The 19,153-nt window shown below is 65.3% G+C and carries 13 protein-coding genes; 6 read left to right on the forward strand and 7 right to left on the reverse strand.

The window, feature by feature from the left end; translation table 11 throughout:
- Positions 1-608 precede the first annotated feature (608 nt).
- The gene (locus ACY466_RS02015; protein WP_463249407.1) at positions 609-5,756 is read right to left on the reverse strand and encodes an ATP-binding protein; all 5,148 of its coding nucleotides are present in this window, start codon (positions 5,754-5,756) and stop codon (positions 609-611) included.
- 747 nt (positions 5,757-6,503) lie between these two features.
- Between ACY466_RS02015 and ACY466_RS02020 the strand changes: the two genes are divergently transcribed.
- From ACY466_RS02020 to ACY466_RS02030, 3 genes are all read left to right on the forward strand, one after another.
- The gene (locus tag ACY466_RS02020; protein WP_463249409.1) at positions 6,504-7,004 is read left to right on the forward strand and encodes an ImmA/IrrE family metallo-endopeptidase; all 501 of its coding nucleotides are present in this window, start codon (positions 6,504-6,506) and stop codon (positions 7,002-7,004) included.
- Positions 7,001-7,996: a hypothetical protein gene (locus ACY466_RS02025; protein ID WP_463249411.1), complete on the forward strand. Its 996-nt coding sequence runs from the start codon at positions 7,001-7,003 to the stop codon at positions 7,994-7,996. The genes ACY466_RS02020 and ACY466_RS02025 overlap by 4 nt, the downstream gene beginning before the upstream one ends.
- A 2,568-nt stretch (positions 7,997-10,564) precedes the next feature.
- Positions 10,565-10,756, forward strand: coding sequence for a hypothetical protein (locus tag ACY466_RS02030; protein ID WP_463249413.1), 192 nt, complete (start codon positions 10,565-10,567; stop codon positions 10,754-10,756).
- Between the two features lie 53 nt (positions 10,757-10,809).
- On the opposite strand, the gene ACY466_RS02035 is transcribed toward ACY466_RS02030, so the two are convergent.
- Complete coding sequence (locus ACY466_RS02035; protein ID WP_463249415.1) at positions 10,810-11,748, reverse strand: MerR family transcriptional regulator; 939 nt, start codon at positions 11,746-11,748, stop codon at positions 10,810-10,812.
- Between the two features lie 346 nt (positions 11,749-12,094).
- On the opposite strand from ACY466_RS02035, the gene ACY466_RS02040 reads away from it, so the two are divergent.
- Complete coding sequence (locus ACY466_RS02040; protein WP_463249417.1) at positions 12,095-12,529, forward strand: DUF3995 domain-containing protein; 435 nt, start codon at positions 12,095-12,097, stop codon at positions 12,527-12,529.
- A 30-nt stretch (positions 12,530-12,559) separates the two neighbouring features.
- Here ACY466_RS02040 and ACY466_RS02045 read toward each other — a convergent pair whose 3' ends face one another.
- The 5 genes from ACY466_RS02045 to aztA are packed head-to-tail and all read right to left on the reverse strand — an operon-like array spanning position 12,560 to position 16,939.
- A complete protein-coding gene (locus ACY466_RS02045) occupies positions 12,560-13,369 on the reverse strand; it encodes a lipase family alpha/beta hydrolase (RefSeq protein ID WP_463249419.1) in 810 nt (269 codons plus the stop codon).
- 31 nt (positions 13,370-13,400) lie between these two features.
- Complete coding sequence (locus ACY466_RS02050; RefSeq protein ID WP_463249421.1) at positions 13,401-14,213, reverse strand: ABC transporter permease; 813 nt, start codon at positions 14,211-14,213, stop codon at positions 13,401-13,403.
- Positions 14,210-15,145, reverse strand: a complete 936-nt coding sequence (locus ACY466_RS02055; RefSeq protein ID WP_463249423.1) for an ABC transporter ATP-binding protein — start codon at positions 15,143-15,145, stop codon at positions 14,210-14,212. Before ACY466_RS02055 ends, ACY466_RS02050 begins: the two co-directional genes overlap by 4 nt.
- Positions 15,142-16,233: a hypothetical protein gene (locus ACY466_RS02060; protein ID WP_463249425.1), complete on the reverse strand. Its 1,092-nt coding sequence runs from the start codon at positions 16,231-16,233 to the stop codon at positions 15,142-15,144. Before ACY466_RS02060 ends, ACY466_RS02055 begins: the two co-directional genes overlap by 4 nt.
- Before the next feature lie 58 nt (positions 16,234-16,291).
- Positions 16,292-16,939: a zinc ABC transporter ATP-binding protein AztA gene (gene aztA / locus ACY466_RS02065; RefSeq protein WP_463249427.1), complete on the reverse strand. Its 648-nt coding sequence runs from the start codon at positions 16,937-16,939 to the stop codon at positions 16,292-16,294.
- A gap of 53 nt (positions 16,940-16,992) precedes the next feature.
- Between aztA and aztB the strand changes: the two genes are divergently transcribed.
- Complete coding sequence (gene aztB, locus ACY466_RS02070; protein WP_463249429.1) at positions 16,993-17,880, forward strand: zinc ABC transporter permease AztB; 888 nt, start codon at positions 16,993-16,995, stop codon at positions 17,878-17,880.
- Positions 17,881-17,921: 41 nt separating this feature from the next.
- Complete coding sequence (locus ACY466_RS02075) at positions 17,922-19,151, forward strand: ABC transporter (protein ID WP_463249431.1); 1,230 nt, start codon at positions 17,922-17,924, stop codon at positions 19,149-19,151.
- Positions 19,152-19,153: the final 2 nt, after the last annotated feature.

A 19,153-nucleotide genomic window follows, 5' to 3' on the forward strand; every position in this document is an offset into this window, starting at 1 on the left:
GTGTCGATGACACGAGGGTGACACAACTCGGTACGCGTATGTCGCGCGCGTGAAGCTTGGTGGACCCACGGTGGACGGAACACGGGTGTGCGGAATGTCGGATTCGGGACGGGACGACCCAGCGATCCCGGTGCGAACGCGCCGACGGGCTGCGGGGGATGTTGGTTACCCGGCCGCGATCATGTCGATCGCGGATCAGTCGCCGGTTCGGGTGCGGACGACTTCGTCCCCGAAGTCACCGGCGCAGGCGCCGGTGTACCCGTGGCGTCCGGTACCTGTGACGACTGCTGCGAGATCGAATTCGTCCACCTCGACTGTGGCGGTGAATCTCGGAAAGGAGGTGAAGCCGGTAGGGCTGTCGGTGCACGCAAGTATGTCGATCGATTGCGCGGACGTGGACAAGCGTCCGTCGGCGTAGTGCGTGGTGTGAGCTGGGCGCTGAATAACGCCGATTATTGTGTTATGTCAGCAAGTTGCTTAGTAAAGATGTGCAGCAACGAAAATCAGCAATTCCCGCGCCCGACCCGGCGCGCAATCATTAGGCCGCGTCGAGGAGAAACCCCCGCGGGTAAGAACCACCTGCTGTTCGTCGACCGCCAGACCTCGGATTAGTCCGAGTATGGAGCCAAAGTCGAGTCGCCGGCCACAACAAGAGCATCAACCAACCGTTGCCAGCTCGCCAACGAGGCGGCATCGAAGATTGCTGGCCGAAGCTCCACTAGCCAGTTCGAGAGCGAATAGCTCCGTTGGGCTACCTGCTCTACGTGTTCAGTGGCTAGATCGCTGACCCACGGAAGTCCGAGTCGAACCTGGTCGTCTAGTTCCAGCACTCGAACGAAGGCAATCAGCTGATCGACACACCTCGCGTGTCCTCGGGCCGTTGGCAGCCATGCCTCCACCACGTCGACAAGCGTACGTGGGTCCCACCAAACGTTGGGTAATCCGTCCAACTCGCGGTAGAGATACAAGACATCTCCGGCGGGGTTGGGGATAAGCGACGCTCGGGCGGAGTCGTCATAGTGCAGCCCACCGAACGGCTCGTGGTCTTCTGCGTAGCCCAGAATACGACGGACGACATCAGGCCAGAGTCCGGCAAGCGTCGCCGCCCGGCCTGAGGACTCCTCCGCCGCAGATGACAACGCCCGAAGGAATGAGCCGAGCAGGTCAGAACGATCAGCGAACGCATCCAGGTGCTCTAGGAGCGGCGCAGGGTCTCCGTTCTCGACAATTATCAGAAGCCCGCGAGCCGCGACTAAGGCATGTGTGCCTCGGTCGTCGACATTCCGCTCGTGCGCAAGGAGTGCCCGTCGTTGTGCGATGACGGCGACTCTGAATAGGTTGGCGGACTCTCGAGAAACGCACGTGTCAGCCACGGCAGCGGGTGCAAGTGCCCGAAGAGCAGCATCGAGTCGGTAGAAGTAAATGGCATCGTCCGCGAGCGCGCAGAGTGCCTCGCCGATCGGGTCATCCAGTTGCAGGATGGATCGATGGCCGGTCTCTGGATCCCAGTCCCCGAAGGTGCAATCGCGCATCGTCTCGCTGATCAGTTTCAGCGCCGTGACGTGATGGCACGGCGTAGTGCTCGAACACGACGTCTGCCAAAGATGATCAAAACCTCGCGCCAGGTGAACTCGGACCTCGTTCGGGAGCGCTTGAGCCAACGCTTCCGCAGCCTGCTCCACGCGCGAATAGGTCGCCGATCCGTCGTCACCGTCCACAAGAGCACGGGCGCGCTGCGCACTCGGCGGCAACAGCAACGGCAGGGTGCGAGCGGCAGAACGGTCAGCGCCCCGCTCAAAGTACGACTCCTCGGATTCGAATTGACGCTCTTGTCCCGCAGCTCCAGCGATCGTGATGATGGCGTCGACCGCAAATCGAAGGGACTCGTCTGGCAACGCGACGCCGTCGACCAGATGGGCTTCGAGTGCTGCAGCGATGACCGAGGCCGGGGCGTCCCACTCCGCTCCTACGCTTAGGCCCGGAGGGTCCACAATGAGTTCCTGGGCAATCTGCAAGTCCGCAGTCAGCGTTTCTGTGGACCGCGCTGCGGCCGTCCCATTCCTGGCGTTGATGTAGTACTCGACGGAGAGTCGCGTCGCTTCCTGACCGCGCTGGATGTCGGCGCTTCCGCTCCCGAGGGCCTCTAGAAGTGGCTCGGGCGGCGTGCTCTGAATCATGACCCGGCCGTCTTCAGTTTGCTGCGCCGTGTAAGTGTCTCGGTCCATACCGCTCGCCCAGCCGCGCGCACTCACCAAAAGTTGGTCAACCTCGGCGTCACTAGCGTCGGGAGAGGCAGCTCGAATCGCCTGCTCTTCTCTTTGAACCAGGAGTCGAGCCAGTTGACGAAACTCTTCAGCGCGACCCTCGTCGGTACGGAGTACGAGCACCATCGCCGCCTCGCGTAGCGACCATTCTCGGCGCTCGGCACCCGCGACACCGTCGGACGATGCCTTCAGGCCGCTGTATTCGTTCGCGACGCGGCCGAACTCGAAATGCCAGATTGATGGCTCCGCCAAGTAGGGATGAAGTAGTGCGCTGCTCTTCTCTATGTGGCGGACCAGTAGTCCCACGACGAACCCGACCATCGCGAGGTTGTCGCAGCCGTCGAGCAATACGGAAACGATCGTGACCAGAGATACGTCGAGTTCGATGATTTGGTCGCAGACCCGTTCGAGGGCTTGAAGGGCGCTCATACACGGGTACGGACCCACGCTCGTTCCGCGGTACCAGCTGTACACGTGCGAGTCACCAACGTAGCTGCGTGCGGTACCCGCAATATGCAACTCTGTCGCGTATCCGGCCAGGTCTTCGTCGGAGACGGATGCGCTGTAGTAACCATTGCTGGCCAAGCTGCGCACCCGAGCCCGAGCTGCGTGATTCAACATCCGATTGATTACACACACGCCCCCTTGAAAGTCCGACTGGAGCAACGGCATAAAGGATCCGTAGTACCAAGCCGCAAATGGGGTACCGAGGACGTGGTACCCGTGATCACGAACGCCGTTTTCGTAGGAGCCGGACCCGTCTTCGTCCTCGTCCACGTAATACGCGGCAGTCATCTCGGCGAGGAAACCCTTTGCGCAGGACGCAAGAGCGCGGCCTGCAAGCACGCCCTCGACAGCCGGACGGAGATCCCTCGCCGACTCGTCGGCCACTCGGCGAAGCAGCGCCTCGCCGTCATCACCGAGGTCAGGGGCAAGAAGCGCCAGCAGCTCGACCATCACTTTGTCGATAACTTCGCGCGGCAGATCCCGCCTCCGACGCGAGTGCCTGCGCGGGTAGCCGATCTCACGGAACGAGTGGCTTCGCGGCGCCATGCGCTTATCGCGCTCTACCTGCTCAGGAGTCCTCGCTGCGCGCGCAGCTCTCGCGGCGTCTTTCTCGGCGCGCTGCCTCTCGTCCCCCGCTGCACAACGAGCAACCAACTGCGCACGGAATTCCACGCGCAGGTCAGTGCCCGCCGGAATGTCCGCAGCAATAAGCGCCCTCAGCCAATCTCGAACTATTTCCTGTAGCTTCTCGTCGCCGAACCACGGAGTTCCACTACCGAGCAGCTGTCTCACTACCGGCTCCACGACCGAGAGCCGGACCAGGCCTGATACCCGATGTCGCTGAACTATCAGACGACACAGGCGGTGTAGACCAGCCTTGTCGTCGTCGGCCAGGTCATCCCACGCGTCGGCCAAGATCAGCACAGGGTCAGCAAGCGTAAGTAGTGCCTCGCTCGGCACATCAGCCCACCGTTCGCCATGTCCAGCTGCGACGACCGAATCAAACGCATGCTTCAGACGAGCGAAGCGGCCACGCAACGGATTGCCGATCGAGTTTGGTGCACTCAAGTAGAGCTCCGAAGCGAGCCGCGCAGCTCCTAGCGACCACCGAGGCATTCCGGCGACCAGGAGTTTGACTGTCGGGTCTCCCGTCGCGAGGAGCAGACGGGCGACGGAGTATCGCCGAACCTCATCGTGGGCGAACTCGGGACCCACCTGGAATGGCTGGCTGGCTGGCGTCTGCAAGAGGCCGTCTCGCCGCAGGCCGGCCAGCGCCGCCCCGTCGAGCGTTGCGAGCACCGGCAACGGGTCCGCGCGCGTAACCGATAGTTCTGCGAGCTGGAGCATGACAAGTTCGCGAGCATCAGGCGTGCCCCGATCCGACTGCTCGTGCCGCCGAACCAGTCCCGCCCAGACCTGCTTCATCGCGTCGCCGTCCGTAAGGGGCACACCGGAGACCCCGCCGCGGACCAGCAGGTCGACCACCACGAGGCGTCTAAGCAGCTCTCGCGCCTGCGCGTTGTAGGCCAGTGAGGAGAGTTCGGGAAAGGCTTCTGTCAGCCGATCGATTTGAGCGTCTGACAGCGCATCGATCTCAAAGTCGACGACCGTGCCGTCACAGTGTTCCTCGACAGAATCGTGAACAAGCTTTCGAATGTCGTTCGTCGTCAGCGCCACGATGCGCACATCGCTTTGTTCAGCAGCAGCGACCAGATACCTGAGCTGCTCCAATTTGTCTTCGGCTATCGAATCGGCGCCGTCGATGATCAGGAGCCTCTTCGGCGCACTCATCTCGGCCAGTACCGCCTTCAGCGGCGCACCTAGAGCCTGCTCGAACTCCAGGGCGGTTGCTGGCAGGTGACGAAGGTTGACTACGAGGGCATGGGCTTGGTCGCCCACTTTGTCCGTAGTGGTTGCTGCCTCGATGACGAGGGCGCTCTTGCCGACGCCCGACTCGCCGTGAACGATAACCGCCGAATTTGCCAAGGCGAGAGACCGCAGCTCCCCAGCATCGGCGGTGCGATCGACATGTTCGTGGTGAGCGCCATCGGGAGATGTCACCTGACCTCGAACGGCATCGACGGCCCGCTGATGGAGTCCGTTCAGAAGTTGCCAGGCCGTCTCATGCCGTCGCGTAGTCGAAGCCAGCACATCGTGCGCATCGCGTCGAAGTAGGTCGAGATCTATGGCACCGGCAATGGGCGCGTATTCAGCAGAGAGGGCACCGAGTCGATCCCGCAGCTGGTTCGCGCCGGCGAGATCTTTCCCGTTCGCTACTTCAACCAGATCGTTGGTGATGTAGGCCCAATCCGATTCGTCTGGGGACTCGAACCGAGGCATTAAGACTTGGAGGCGTGACAGCAGGAACCAGGTGCGTTCGCTTACCGTCGCGGCCTCTGGCGTAACGCCGCCGGCAGCATCTTGCATAGCCAGGCGAACGAGCACTTGGACGTGTTCCAGGCGTTGTCGCAGGTTTCGGCCGAACCGGTTCGGCTCTTCGATAAGCGCAAAGAACGCCTCGTGGTTCGACTGCCCGCGAGCGAGCCCGGACAGTTCCGCAAGCTGGGATGCGTGAGGTTGTGGTCCGGCAACTACCAGACCAACAAGATGATCGACGTCGGTGCCGAGGTTCTTTCCTAGATCACTCAGGAGGGTGCCGATCAGCTTCCGAGCCTTTTCGTCGCTCTTGATGAGCGAAGGCTCTCTGCGGATGGCGAGCGCGAGCACCAATGAAGGATCGGATTCGTCTGCCCGTTGAGCGCGGACCACCAGGTCATCCACAGGGTGGTCCGGCGCCTGCTGGAACGACACTCTTGAGATGAAGCGCCCTACGCCCAGTTCGGCGGCCCCCGATCCAGTGAGCATCTTGGCGAGGTAGCCCACCGCAACCTTGCGCTCGAAAGTGACACCGCCCCCGCCTGTTGCGTAGGGACTCATCGCCTCGCCAGCGCTCGCAACCGATTCCTTGGGAGTTGGCTCAGTCATCTCGGTTTGACAACCCCAACGTCATGACCTTGGCCGAAGCAAAGGCGTGCCCCGTCTCTGGAGATCGAGGCTCGATGATCTTCGTAGCGGGGCACCACTCGGCGATCGGGTCCCAAACGGCAGTCGGTTCCCTGCACGCTGGCCGAGAGCGGGGACGTCACACACGACATCCTAGAAGCCGGAACCGACCAGACCCGGCCGGTACCGCCTGCGAGTTCGGCGATGGATGGCCGGGTCGCGTTCGAACCGAATCCAATGACCAGCACGCCGATGTGATGGGCGCGTCCGACCGGTACGTGCGCGACACTAACGCGCCGCTACGCCGATGCCGCAAGCTGCATGCGATGGGTTGTACCCAGATCGCCTGTCGGCGCCGGCAATCCTGTTCGAAGCCACCCGCGACAAACAACCGTGAACCGCCGGTCCCCGCCCGACATGGCGGGCGGGGATCACCGTTGTATCGGAGTGCCTACGGCGGGAGCGCACCGTCCATGGACAGAACATTGTCACGGCCCAGCGCGGGCACCCAACCGGACTCGACTAGCCCGTCAAGGGTGTAGTTCCGGCGCCGCAATGTGGTGAGCGAGGACCATGGAACTTATCGCCATGACGGTGCGGGCGAAGCCACCGTCCTTAAGGATGCGGACTCGGACCGCCCGATTGCATCTACGGAAGGCTGCCTACTTCGTGTCGGTAGGCTGTGAGATGGTCCGGGTGTTCGCTCGATCGAAGGAGGCGGTGATCTAGGTGGCTACAGCTCACAACGAATGCACCGATTTATCGTATGACGAGATCCGCGACTGGGCGGAGCGCATCGGTCGCAAGCATCGGGCCTATGACCAGGACGGCAGAGCTGACATCGACGGCTTGTTACGTACTCTTGGCGGCGAGGTCGAGGTCCACGACACAAACGAGTCGCTGCGCGTTCGTGGCAAAGGTGACTTTACGGTCTTCGTGCCCTCGACTACATCTGCCAGCCGTGACCGGTTCACCATCGCTCACGAACTAGGTCACTACTTCCTTCACTATCGGTACGAAGGATTGACTGGAGAGCGGACTTACTGGCGTGGTGGGAGGAGCGTCGCAGAGACGGAAGCCAATGTCTTCGCTGCATCACTTTTGATGCCTGAAGATAGTTTCCGCAAGGCTTACCTTGACTCAGATGGCGACCTCTGGCGAGTTGCATCGCGTTTCCAAGTCTCGCCAGCGGCTGCTGAAGTCCGTGCGTCCACGTTGAAGTTGTCGTGAGCGACGGATCCGAGGCATATGAGAACCGGCCGGAGTCCAAACTCTTTCTTTCGTGCGATCTGGTCGGTTCCACGGCTTTCAAGCAGGCAAATCCGGGAACCTGGCAACAGGTTTTTCTGTCGTTCTATCGCCAATTTCCCCAAGGGCTGGAAGAGGCGATGCAGGTCGCGACCAGTGAAACTGGTGGGGGACGGGCCTTAGAGCCCAACCTATGGAAGCCAATTGGTGACGAGTTGGTATTCACGGTCGTCGTGTCCGACGAAGATGACATACGCCTTGCAATAGATTCATGGTTGAGGGCAATGGAAACGTACGAAAAAAGCGCCCTCAAGAGTTATCCATTGTCCACTAAGGGCGGAGCTTTTCTTGGAGTTTTTCCTTCCCCGGACGACATGGTCTCAATCCCTCGCAAGACCTCTTTCGAACAATCTTTTATTCGGCCTGAAATCCTCAATCGAGCAGCGATCAACAGTCAGGATGGCGAACACTACATCTTCGACTATTGCGGGCCTAGCATAGACACCGGATTTCGTGTTGTAAATGCGTGCGTCGAACGCTACTTCACCCTCTCGCTTGAAGTTGCCTGGGCATACATGAGTTCATACGAGGAAAATGAAGCCGAGGGTTTCGACAGGCTAACTTTCCTTGGAAACATGGCGTTTAAAGGAGTTTGGGCGGGTCGAGAGTATCCACTTTTCGCGATAGATCGGCGGTACTTCGAAGGCGTCAACTCAGCAGTTCGCAAGTTGCACGAACAACCGAAGCTGACGTCGCAAGACGTCGAGCGTGTGGCGCGTGCATGCCGGGACAGTTCGAACTGGCACGGTGCGATATACCTGCCGGCATCTACCAAGGGTGACTTCACGGCAATAGTCCCGCAGGCTCCCCCCTTGCCTGAAGACAATCTGATGATGGGGGCCGAGTCTGCTCCACCCGAGAAGTCGCCCCGGCCAGAGGGTACGGAACCTGAAGGGGAAGAAGAGGAAGAGTAGAGCGTGGGTGGCGATTGGCGGCTGGCACGTGGGTGACCTCACCACACCACACCGCAGCGCCCCCAAGCGTGAGTGACTCGGTATGACTGCACTCCTGCAGTCAGTCGAGACTTGTTCTGCTGCTCAATATCGAATCCGCCTTGACCGCGGTGCTGCTAGGGGAGCCGCAGCATGCTGGCGTAGTCCGGTCTCAGATGTGTAGCACGGGGCCGGAACCAGTCGGTGATGGACCGAGAATTCGTCAGCGGCGTAGCTTCGCGGAATGACATCGGCGTCTAGTCGCGCTTGGGGCGCGACCGCGGTGTGTTGTGCGATCGCTCTGATTACGGCTGGTTGCGCACAGACGGGGCCTTCGTCGTTCGGCCACTATCCGCAGACGGAATCATTCATTCGACCGCCGCCCGAGGTGTTCCCCTCAGTCGATTGCGCGTTACCCGACATCGTGTATTCGCTGTCGGCAATGGGATCGGCTACTTTGCCGGTGATACTGCACCCATTCCGGTCGGGTTGGGTTCCGTTCCGGAGGATTTCCGCGCGACGGAGGTGGTGCGGTGCGAACGGGGTGTGGATGCCGCGGGCACTGTCGTCATCGCCGCGGTGACTCTCGGCGGCGACGTCGAAAAGGTCGCCCGGGCGCTCGATGTTCCATCCGGGCGGGGATCAGGTACCAATGGCTCGTCCTGTGCATTCGGTGAGGACGTACCGGCGGGGCAGTGGTTGGTGTCAGCGGACGGGTCCGCGGTGCGGCCGCAGTGGCCGACCACTGTCTGCGGATATAAGGACGAAGCGTTCGCAGCTGTGAACGCACTCGTCGAGACGAGCCGGACGACGGTGGTCACCCTCGGGTCGGCGTCGGCACCTGGTTCGTGCGGTCAGTCCAGTGGATACGTTTGCACTTCGACCTCGGAAGCCGACGCCGAAGGGGCGAGGGCACCGGATCTCCACGCGTTCCAGCTGATGGTGCCGACCCGGGACGTCTCGGACCTGACCGTGTGTCGCTACCGAACCACTCCGGACGACACTACGTTGGTCACGAGCACTGCCCGCGAAGGTCAGTCGGGAGGTGGCGACACGGTCCTCGGATGCCCCTGCGGCGGGGCCATGCAGCAGAGTGGCCACCGAGGAGGTTGCTGTTCGACTGGTCCGCCCCGATGGTTCTGGCGGCGGGATTTTCACTGCAGAGGTGGACGGATGCGCCCGCTTCATGGTGCCGGGGGTTTCCGGCCACACGCAGTTGCCGAACGATGTGAAAGCCGCACTCGCGGGGTGAGGTCGGACTCCGGGCGCTGTCCCTGCAGCGTTGAGTGACGCGGACGGTGGATCGGCGACAGGCCGTGCAGCTGAAGATGTAGGTGGATTCGTGTGGACCAGGCGGGGTCTCGATGACACGAGAGTGACACAAGTCGGTACCGACGACCATGAATTCCGGTGGATCCAGCTGGACTGTTTCCGCAGATCACGGGTAGTTGCGTGGACTTCGGTAGATTTGCCTGAACTGCTTTCGTCGTTCTCGTAATGAAAAGGTCAAGAGTTCGATTCTCTTAGGCGGCTCCATCACAATCCACGCCCCACCGGGTATTCCTGGTGGGGCGTGATTTGTCTCCGGGACCAGGCGATCACATAGCCCCCTGTGCGGTCGCAATTCGGTCGCACGCCGCCTGAGTGAGGCACCTCAGCAATCTCCACGACTTGGCCGTCCGCTGGAATACCCAAGGTCGAGAGGCCCCGTCGACGAAGCGAAGATGGCCTCGTGGACTGAGGTGGACCCTACGAAGTCGCTCCGACATCGCGTGTAGACCGGGAGGAGAGGTAGAGATGTCGACGCGGGCAGCCAGGGGTCCTGTGAACGGGGGAAGCAAACGAGATGAGCAAGAGCGACGACGGCTTGACGCCGATCAAGGTGACCGACGTACCTGCCGACGGAGGTCCTGTACGTGCTTGAGGGCGGGAAGGACGCGTGATGTGGGATCTGGCGGAGGTGCTCGCGGATCCTTCACCGCGCCTACTGATGCGGGCGTTCTCCGTCGGTGCGGCCGAGGGCGGTCGGCCACCACTCGCGTAGCGGACCCTCTCGGTTCAACTGGTGCCGCCTCTCCGCGCATCAATCCGGCAACCGCCTCGTGCGTGGGGCGAAGGTCCGGATCGTCGGGAGTCGAGTCCGTCCTCGCTGAGCGTTGGGCGTTCGTCATCGTCCACGCCGGGCGTGACGCCGACGCGCACGCGAAGGATATTCGTCGGTCGATATACCACCTGTTGTGTTGGAACACAGCGATTCTCGTGCCACCTCTGGCATTCGACGATTCGGGTGCGAGACTCACCCGCCTCGCGCCGGGTGCGCGATGCTGATTACTGCGCTCGAGTTACAGGGCTCGGGCACCGAGATCTACAGCAGCAGGAAACGTTCGGGCGATACCGGTGCCCCACGGGATCCGACTCCATCGAGAGCGCCCCTGGCGGTCATCGGCGCTCCGCGGACGGGTCCGCACGACATCACAACACCGGGAGAAAACGATGGCCCCAGGTAACACCGAGTGGCCCACACCGAGGCGGTACCTCGGGCGAGGAGCTGTGCTGGCGGTCCTCCTGCTGGTCGTCTGGACCTCGCCGCCCGGCCCGCTCGGCAGGATCGGCACGGTCGCTGTCACGGCGGCGTTCGTGGGGCTCTTCGTGCTGGACATGTGGGTCGATCCGTGGCGGGCCCGCCGCGCGCTCGCTCGCGAGGGATCCGCGTCCTCCCCGAGTGATCCCGTACGGCCGTAGGCGATTCGGTACGGCGTACGTCGCCGTCGAGGCGCACGGCAGGTGTCCAATACCTACCTCGGCTTTTCTCTCGAAGACAGGTCCGGCGCTTCGATGACAGTGTCGTCGTCGGCCACGAGCGCGGTCGCCGGCAGACCGCCGAGTTCCATGGCCAGTTCCATGCACCGCAGGCGTGCGGGCGAGAAGTCGTAGGGCATCATCCGGACGGTGTCGGTGAGGCTCGTCGACCCGCACGCCGAACCGGCGGCCCCGTCGTCGGCGGGCGCGGGGTGCACCTCGTCCAGCGCGTCGAATCGGGCGTCGTCGTCCCGCGCCAGGCCGGAGCTCTCGATGACCGCGCGGAGGGCGGCTTCGAAGGCATGCCGTTCGGCCGCCACCTGCGCGACAAGGGGATCATCGACGGCGACCGTGTCGTCGAGCGACTCTTCGGCGGCGGTGATTCGGTCGGATTCCTCCCGCAGGTCCGGGTGGGTGGCCAGGGCGATGAAACGCGACGCCTGGACGGACGCACCGAGCGCGCCGAAGATCCGCTCGGTCACGAGCAGGGTGTCCAGGTCGTCCTGCCGCAAGGCTCCCTCGGGTAGGTCCACGAGGCGATCGCTCACGACATCGGAGAGCAGACCCAACCTGCTCCCTCGAGCACTCATGCGCTGCACGGCAGTACGCTGCCGCTCGAGCTCGGCCTGCCGGGCGACGATGGACCTCTCCAGCCGGTTCAGGATGCGCGCGACGTCACTGTCGGCGGTGCCGTCCGTGTCCTCGAAGGCGTCACGGATGTCGTCGAGGGCGACGCCGGCGTCGGCCATCCGGCGGATCCACAGCAGCCGAATCATGTCGTCGTAGCCGTAGCGACGGCGGTCGTCACTCCCACGTTCGGGCTCCGGGGACAGACCGATCTGGTGGTAGTGACGGATCGCTCGCGGCGTGGTGCCGACGAAGGCGGCGGCGCCCCCGATCGTGACGTGGCGTGGCGGGATGAAGGACGAGAACATGGGCGGTGCCTTCCTCGGTGGGCGGGATACGGCCACTGCACCACATGACGCTACGGAAGGTGCAACCCCGAACGAAGAGTCCCGCAGGACAACAGATTTCCGAGACATTCGATCGCCCTCATGTAAGCATCCAGTCGAGCAGCCGGTCCGGTACGCCGGGCCCGCGCGATCATCGGCCGACTCATTCGGCGTGTCACCTGCCGGCCTCAGGACCAGACGTCGTGAAGCGACGGTGCGAACAACCGAGAGCAACGTCGAGGCATCTGCCGAACGACAACGGCGTGAATGTCGACCCTCGACCGCATTGGCGCTGGCGTTTCCCCGACGCCCGGCTCACGATGTTTCGATGGCGTCGAACGGACGGGAATCAGCGGGCCACGCGGCATGGAGCGTCTACTGGGCCCTGGGCGGGCGCTGGTTACTACCCACCGTCGGTGACTGGGCCGTGGACCTCGTGGAGCGGGCGCCGGTCGAAGCCGGCCTGCTGCTGGGCGCCATCGGTCTCGTCAAACTCGCCGCCGCTCTGATTCCGATCGTTGTCGCGCAGGGGAATTCGGCACACCCGCGGTTCTGGCGCACGCTGTGCTGGATCGGCGGACCCCTCCTCGTCGTGTACGGGGGAGTCAATGTCGTTGTCAGCGTGGGAGTTCTGAGCGGTGTCATCGATCCGGACGGAGGATACGACGCCGACGCGATGATGGGACACGCCTATCTGTGGGACCCACTGTTCGTGCTCTGGGGTGGCTTCTTGGTCGCATGGTTGCGCCTGTCGCGGTCGTGACGCCCGACGCGGCGCATCGAGAACGCGGGCTCACCCACCCAGGCGGCCACAGTCACCCGCGTCCAGAGCGACCGTCGAGCTGTCACCCAGCTGAGCCGACACCATCGCGCCGACGAGGGGGTCACTCGGGAGGTTGCCGTGATCGACCGTGGAGTCGGCGCACACGCTCTGCACGGGGATGTTGATCGCCCCGTCCAGGGAGGCGGAGCTCGGCGGGGTCACCACCTCGTCGAGTTCGGTCCAGATCGACACCCACTCCGGTCCGGCCGGTGTCTCGTCGTCGGCGTTCAGCGCGGTGAGAACGGGGCTGTCGGGGGCAAGTTGCCGACACGCGATCGGGCACTGATCGGGCACGAATTGGGCCGCGATCCCCGCGATCTGCGTGCCGTGGTGGGGTGAGCCGAGGGTCACGATGCGTCGGGCCTGGTCGTCGCCGCCCGCATCGGCCGCCCAGAGTCGGGCCACCACTCCACCGGCCGAGTACCCGACGATGTCGACGGATGTCGCCCCGGTGCGGGCCAGGGCGGTGTCGACGGCCTCCCGCACGGTGTCCGCCTGCTCGATCAGGTCACCGGTTCCGCCGTCGGGCAGGTCCACGACGGTGGCGTCGCGGCCGTCGGACCGCAGCCGGTCCGCGAGCACGTCGAGCGAATTCGTGGAACCGCCGTACCCGGGAATCAGCAGGACCGGACCGGGTACGGACCGATCGACGCTCGCGATCGGCTCGCCTTCACTGCGCGAGGTGGCAAAGAACACGGCGGCCACGACGACCCCGATCAGGACGACGGCGAGAACACCGAGCACGAGGCGACGACGGGCAGGGGAGAGGGAAGCGAACACTCCATCCAGTGTGCCTGCGCTGCGGCGACGCTCAGCTGGTGATGTCCTTCGTCGTGAAGTTCGCCCACGCGGCCCCCAGGAAGACCACCACGTAGACGGCCTGCAACCCGACGCCTCGCAACAGGTCCCGCATCGGTATCGGGTCCCGGAACAGGTCGACGAACGCCAGCCAGTACCGCGTCGGCAAGTACGGTGCGATCGCGTCGGCGGCGTCCAGGGTGAGCAGCAGTGAGCTCGCGATGAGGAATGCCAACGCGCCGATGGTCGCGGCGAGCGGCGAGTCGGTGAACGTCGACAACAACAGCCCCATGGCAGCGACGCCCAGCATCGACAACGTCACGTAGAGCACGGCGATGACGGTCCGTGCCGCGATCTGGTTCTCGGTCAGCACCGTGCCGGAGACGCTGGCGACCTCGCCCAACGTCGAGGTCTCGAACAACGTGGTGCCGACGACGTAGGCGGTCACGGCCACGACGACCACGGCCAGCAGTACGAACGCCACCACCGAGACCAATTTCGCCACCAGCAGCCGAGTCCGTCCCACCGGGCGCGCGAGGAGGTAGCGCAGGGTCCCGGCCTGCGCCTCCCCGGCCACGGAGTCTCCGGCGATCACCGCCACGGCGACGGGAAGGAACAGCGGAAGCACGATGGCGAGCGCCGCGAGCGGGAACAGCTGACCGTTGGCGAGGACGGCGGAGAGGAAGGCGGGCCCCTCGCCCGGCCGCGGTCCGACGTCGGTCAGGGCGAGGAGACCGGCGACGACGGTGGGCAGGAGGTTCAGCAGGAAAATGACGACCCACGTGCGGGGACGACGCAGCATCGCCGCGAGTTCGACGCCGATCACGTGGCCGTCTCCGTTCGGGCCGGGACGCGGTCGGCGCTGTCTCCGGTGGCGGCGAGCACCGACTCCTCCAGGCTCATCCGCTGCGGGACGAGCTCGCCGACGCGCACGCCGCCCTCGACGAGAAGCCGGTTCAGCCGAGCCGTGTCCGGGTGCATGACGACGAGTCGGTCGTCCTCGCGCTCCAGGACGGTGGCGTCCCCCACCTCGGCCAGCAGGGTGACGGCCATGACCGGGTCCGGGGTGCGCACCATCACGCGGCCGGTGGGTCTCTGCATCACGGACATCTGGTCCTGCAGGACCAGGCGGCCTCGATCGAGCACGCCCACCCGATCGCACAGTTGTTCCACCTCGGCCAGCAGGTGGCTGGAGAGGAACACCGTGGTGCCGCGGGAGTGCAGGTCCAGCAGCAGTTCCCGGATCTCGAGGATCCCCTGCGGATCCAGACCGTTGGTGGGCTCGTCGAGAATCAGCAACTCGGGGGTACGCATCAGGGCCGCCGCCAAGCCGAGGCGTTGCCGCATGCCCAGGGAGTACTGCTTGACCGGTCGGCGCCCGACGCCGGCGAGTCCGACCTGCTCGAGAGCCTCACCGACGCGGGACTTCCGGGTCCGCCGGGAACCGCCGGGACCTGCCGCGTCGAGCAGAGTGAGGTTCCGTCGTCCGGACAGGTTCGGATACGCGGCGGGATTCTCGATCAGCGCCCCGACTCGCGGAAGGACGCTGCGCCGCCGTCGCGGCATCTCCTCGTCGAGCACCTTCATCTGACCGGACGTCGCCAGCACCAGGCCGAGCAGCATGCGCACGGTCGTCGTCTTGCCGGAGCCGTTGGCGCCCACGAAGCCGTAGATGTCGCCGGAGCGCACATCGAGGTCGATGCCGTCCACCGCTCGCACCGCTCCGTAACGCTTGGTCAGCCCTGTCGTGCGGATCACGTGGTGTCTCCTTCGAGCTCCCCGGCGGCGACGGCGAGGGTCTGGGTGGTGACGGTCCCGGAGAGCAGATAGCGGCGCCCGTCCGGCGTCGGAGCGGTCACCAGGACGTCGATGGGACCGATCGACAGGGACACGCTGTCGCCGGCGACGACGGCACCGGGGGCGTCCGTCAGCTGGTCGACCAGACCGTTCCCGGCTCGGCGGGGTAGCGGTGCGACGACGAGTGCGGTGACGCCGCGGCCGTAGATCCCCACCGATCCCGGCTCGTCGCGACCGTTCAGGCCGAGGCCGGACAGGGTCGCGGGAAGCCCCGCGGTGTCGATCCGATCGGCCAGTGACGCGATGTCGCCGCCGCCTTCCTCCGACACGACGGTGCCCGGCGGCGGCACGAAGGTCACGACCTCCGGGTCGGGAGCGGTGCCCGAGAAGTCCAGGAACGCGGTACTCACGATCGGGCGGGCCGCACCGTCGCCGAGCACGTCGACCCGCAGTGGCAGTCTCGATTCGGGATCGACCCACACGTCGACGGCGGTGACGGTGCTCTGCGGCTCGGACGGGACCAGCCGCAGTCCGGGGGCGTCGCGACCGGCGACACGGCGCGCCGGCAGTCGGGTGACCTCGTCCGCCGTCGCCTCGCCGAGCAGCCGCCGGCCGAGCTCGGGAGGGAGCAGGTCGGCTTCGCGTGGCAGGCGCAGGCTCGGCTCGGGGACGGGCGTGAGCACGGCCGTGTTTCGCTCGTAGTCCCATCTCCACATCGAGGTCGGGGACCGATAGAGACCGCGTTCGCCGACGAGGCGGACCGTGTCCACACGCCACCTGTCCGGGGCCTGGTACCAGGCCCGCAGCGTCGTGGTGTCCCCGAGCAGATCCGGCAGCCCACCCAACCCGCTGGTGACGGGGAGGGCGATGCCGCCGACCGACTGGGCGTAACCCGAGTACGGGGTCGAAGCGGAGGACGTGACGTCGGTGAGGAGTTCGGCCGCGGAGATGTCGGAATCGTCGACGGGGAGCCGCTGGATCACCGAGGGCGTGGCGACGAGCACGGCGATACCCAGCACCACTGCCGACCACCGCCACGATCCACGCACCTTCTCGACCGTACGGACGATCCCCGTCCGGCGCCGTCGCTCACACGCCGCCGACGCGTCACGACACGATGCGGCCGTCGTCGAGCCTGACGACCCGATCGGCGGCATCGAGCACCGACGGGTCGTGCGACACGCAGACCACCGCGACACCGCGCTGCGATTCCGCGTCCATCACCTCGCGAATGCGCTCGCCGCTCGCCGTGTCCAGACCGGTGGTGGGTTCGTCGAGAAGCAGCAGTTCAGCCCGGCGAGCGAGACCTTGGGCGAGCAGCGAACGTTGACGCTGACCACCGGACAGTGTCGCGAACGGCGTCGCGGCCAGGTCGGTGATACCGAGACGGTCGAGGGCGACGTTCACCGCCTCGCGAGACTCGGAGTCGAGTCGGCGCCACCGTCCGGTTCGACCCCAGGCGCCGACGGTCACGACATCGCGCACGGTCAGCGGCAACCGGTCGGATATGGCGGCGCGTTGGGGCACGAACGCGATGCGGTCGGTCGCGGTCCGGGTGCCCGAGGTCGGCGCGGTGGTACCGGCGATCACTTCGAGCAGGGTGGACTTTCCGGCACCGTTCGGTCCCGCGATCGCCGTGACTGCACCCGGTGACACGTCCAGGTCGACGTCGCACACGGCGGCGCGGCCGGAGTACTCCACGCGGACCCCACGGAGGCGGGCGGCGGACTGTCGTTCGGATCGGGATGTGCTCACCGCACCACCTTAACGATTTTGATTACCGTTATCATTGTCCTAACATCGCCCCGGTGACAATACCGACCGTTAGCCTGCTGCTCGAACCCTTCGCGCTCGGGTTCGTCCAGCGGGCCATGCTCGGGGGCGCACTCGTGGCCGTGCTGTGCGGGGTGGTCGGAACGTGGGTGGTCATCCGCGGCATGGCATTCCTCGGTGAGGCTCTGGCGCACGGAATGCTTCCCGGGGTCGCCCTCGCCACTGTTCTGGGCACGCCCGTTCTGGTCGGTGGTGCCCTGAGCGCCGTGGCGATGAGCCTGGGAATCTCCGGACTTCAGCGACGTGGTCGGCTGTCCTACGACACGAGTATCGGCATGCTCTTCGTCTCGATGCTGGCGCTGGGCGTCATCGTCATTTCCCACTCCGGAAGCTTCGCGACCGACGCCACATCGATCCTGTTCGGCGACATTCTGGCCATCACGGTGGTCGATGTCGTTCTCCTGGCGGCGGCTGTGGTGGTCGGTCTGACCGTCGCGGTCGCCTTCCATCGGCCGTTGGTCGCGCTCGCGTTGGACCCACGGATCGCCGCCGTTCTCGGCCTCGGGCCCCGTTCCGCCCAGGCCGGACTCGTCGCGCTGGTGACCTTGGCGGTCGTGGCGTCGTACCAGGCCGTCGGCTCACTTCTGGTCGTCGGCCTGCTGCTCGCACCGGCCGTGGCCGCCGGGCAGTGGACCGATCGAATTCCGACTCGGATGGTGTTGGCCGCGGTCCTGGGCGTGCTGTCGGTGTTCGTCGGACTGCTGATCTCCTGGCACGCGGCCACCGCCGCCGGGGCCTCGGTCGCCGCCACCGCGATCGCGGTGGCGGGCCTGTCGTGGGCGACACGAAGCGCACTCACGACGCTGAGACCACGAACGCAGTCGTCGGCGGCACCGACAGCGACAGTGCCCACGGACGTGTGAACCCGTCGACCGACTTTCCCTGCCCCATTCGAAAGGACCCCGTGCGACCCCGCATCACCACCACCCCCGCCGTCATCATCGGCACCCTCGTGCTCGGTCTCGCCGCCTGCTCCACCGAGCAGCCGGCGCCGGCACCCGCTGAACAGACATCGGAAGAAGGCCACGGGGCGATCGCCAACGCCGCCGAACTCGCCGAACCGCGCCTGGGATTGACCTCCATCGACCCCGCCGGCGCGGTGTCCCACCTGGACCTGCTCGACGAGTCCGTCGCAGATCTCGGCACCATCGGCGCACCCGAGGCGATGACCACGGACGGCCGCTACCTGTTCGCCCAGACGGACGCGGGCATCGAGATCGTCGACAGCGGCGTCTGGACCTGGGACCACGTCGACCACTTCCACTACTACCGCGCCGAGCCCCGGCTTCTCGGCACCGTCGAGGGCGACGGCGAGGCGGCGGTCGCCACGTCGAACCTGTCCACCTCCGGAGGCACCGGGGTCTACTTCCCCGACTCCGGCGACGCCGTGCTGCTCGACACCGAGGCACTGTCGAAGGGCGAGATCTCCGAACACTTCCGCATGCAGAATCCGCCGGGTGACGGCATGGTCGTGCCCGTCGGGTCGTTCGCGCTGGTCACCGACGGCGTGGGGCCCTCGCGGACCCTGGTCGGCCACACCGCCGACGGCGAGCAGACGGGTCTCGTCGAGCCGTGTCCGGATGCCGCCGGCACCATCACCACCCGCGTGGGTGCCGTCGTCGGTTGCTCCGACGGCGCTCTGCTCGCATCGGCCACCGGAGACGAGCTGACGGTGGAGAGAATCCCCTATCCCGCCGACGCGACGGCTCCTCCGGCGACGTCGTTCGACAATCGGGAAGGGCGTCCCACGGTCGCGGGTCTGGCGGGCGACCAGGGAATCTGGCTGCTCGACACCCGCGAGAAGTCCTGGACGCTGCTGCCCGCCCCCACTCGCCTGACGCACGTGACGGCAGTCGACGACAGCGACGAGCACATTCTCGGTCTTGCGTCCGACGGTCGCGTCCTCGTGATGGACGGAGGCGACGGATCGGTGATCGCCGAGACGAGCCCTCTCGTCGCGGCATCTCTGGCCGAGGGCAGAAGCCCGACGCTCGTCGCCGACCAGCAGCGCGCGTATCTCAGCGCACCCGCCGAGCGAGCGCTGTACGAGATCGACTACGCCGACGGAGCCCGCATCTCGCGCACGTTCGAGACCGACACGGAACCTGCCTTCACCGCAGAGACGGGACGCTGACC

Source organism: Rhodococcus sp. K11/5, from assembly GCF_055193735.1.

Bases quoted from the DNA above. Each gene is read 5' to 3' on its own strand.
- ACY466_RS02035 (WP_463249415.1), bottom strand. From the start codon at position 11,748: ATGTTCTCGTCCTTCATCCCGCCACGCCACGTCACGATCGGGGGCGCC.
- ACY466_RS02040 (WP_463249417.1), top strand. From the start codon at position 12,095: ATGGCGTCGAACGGACGGGAATCAGCGGGCCACGCGGCATGGAGCGTC.
- ACY466_RS02015 (WP_463249407.1), bottom strand. From the start codon at position 5,756: ATGACTGAGCCAACTCCCAAGGAATCGGTTGCGAGCGCTGGCGAGGCG.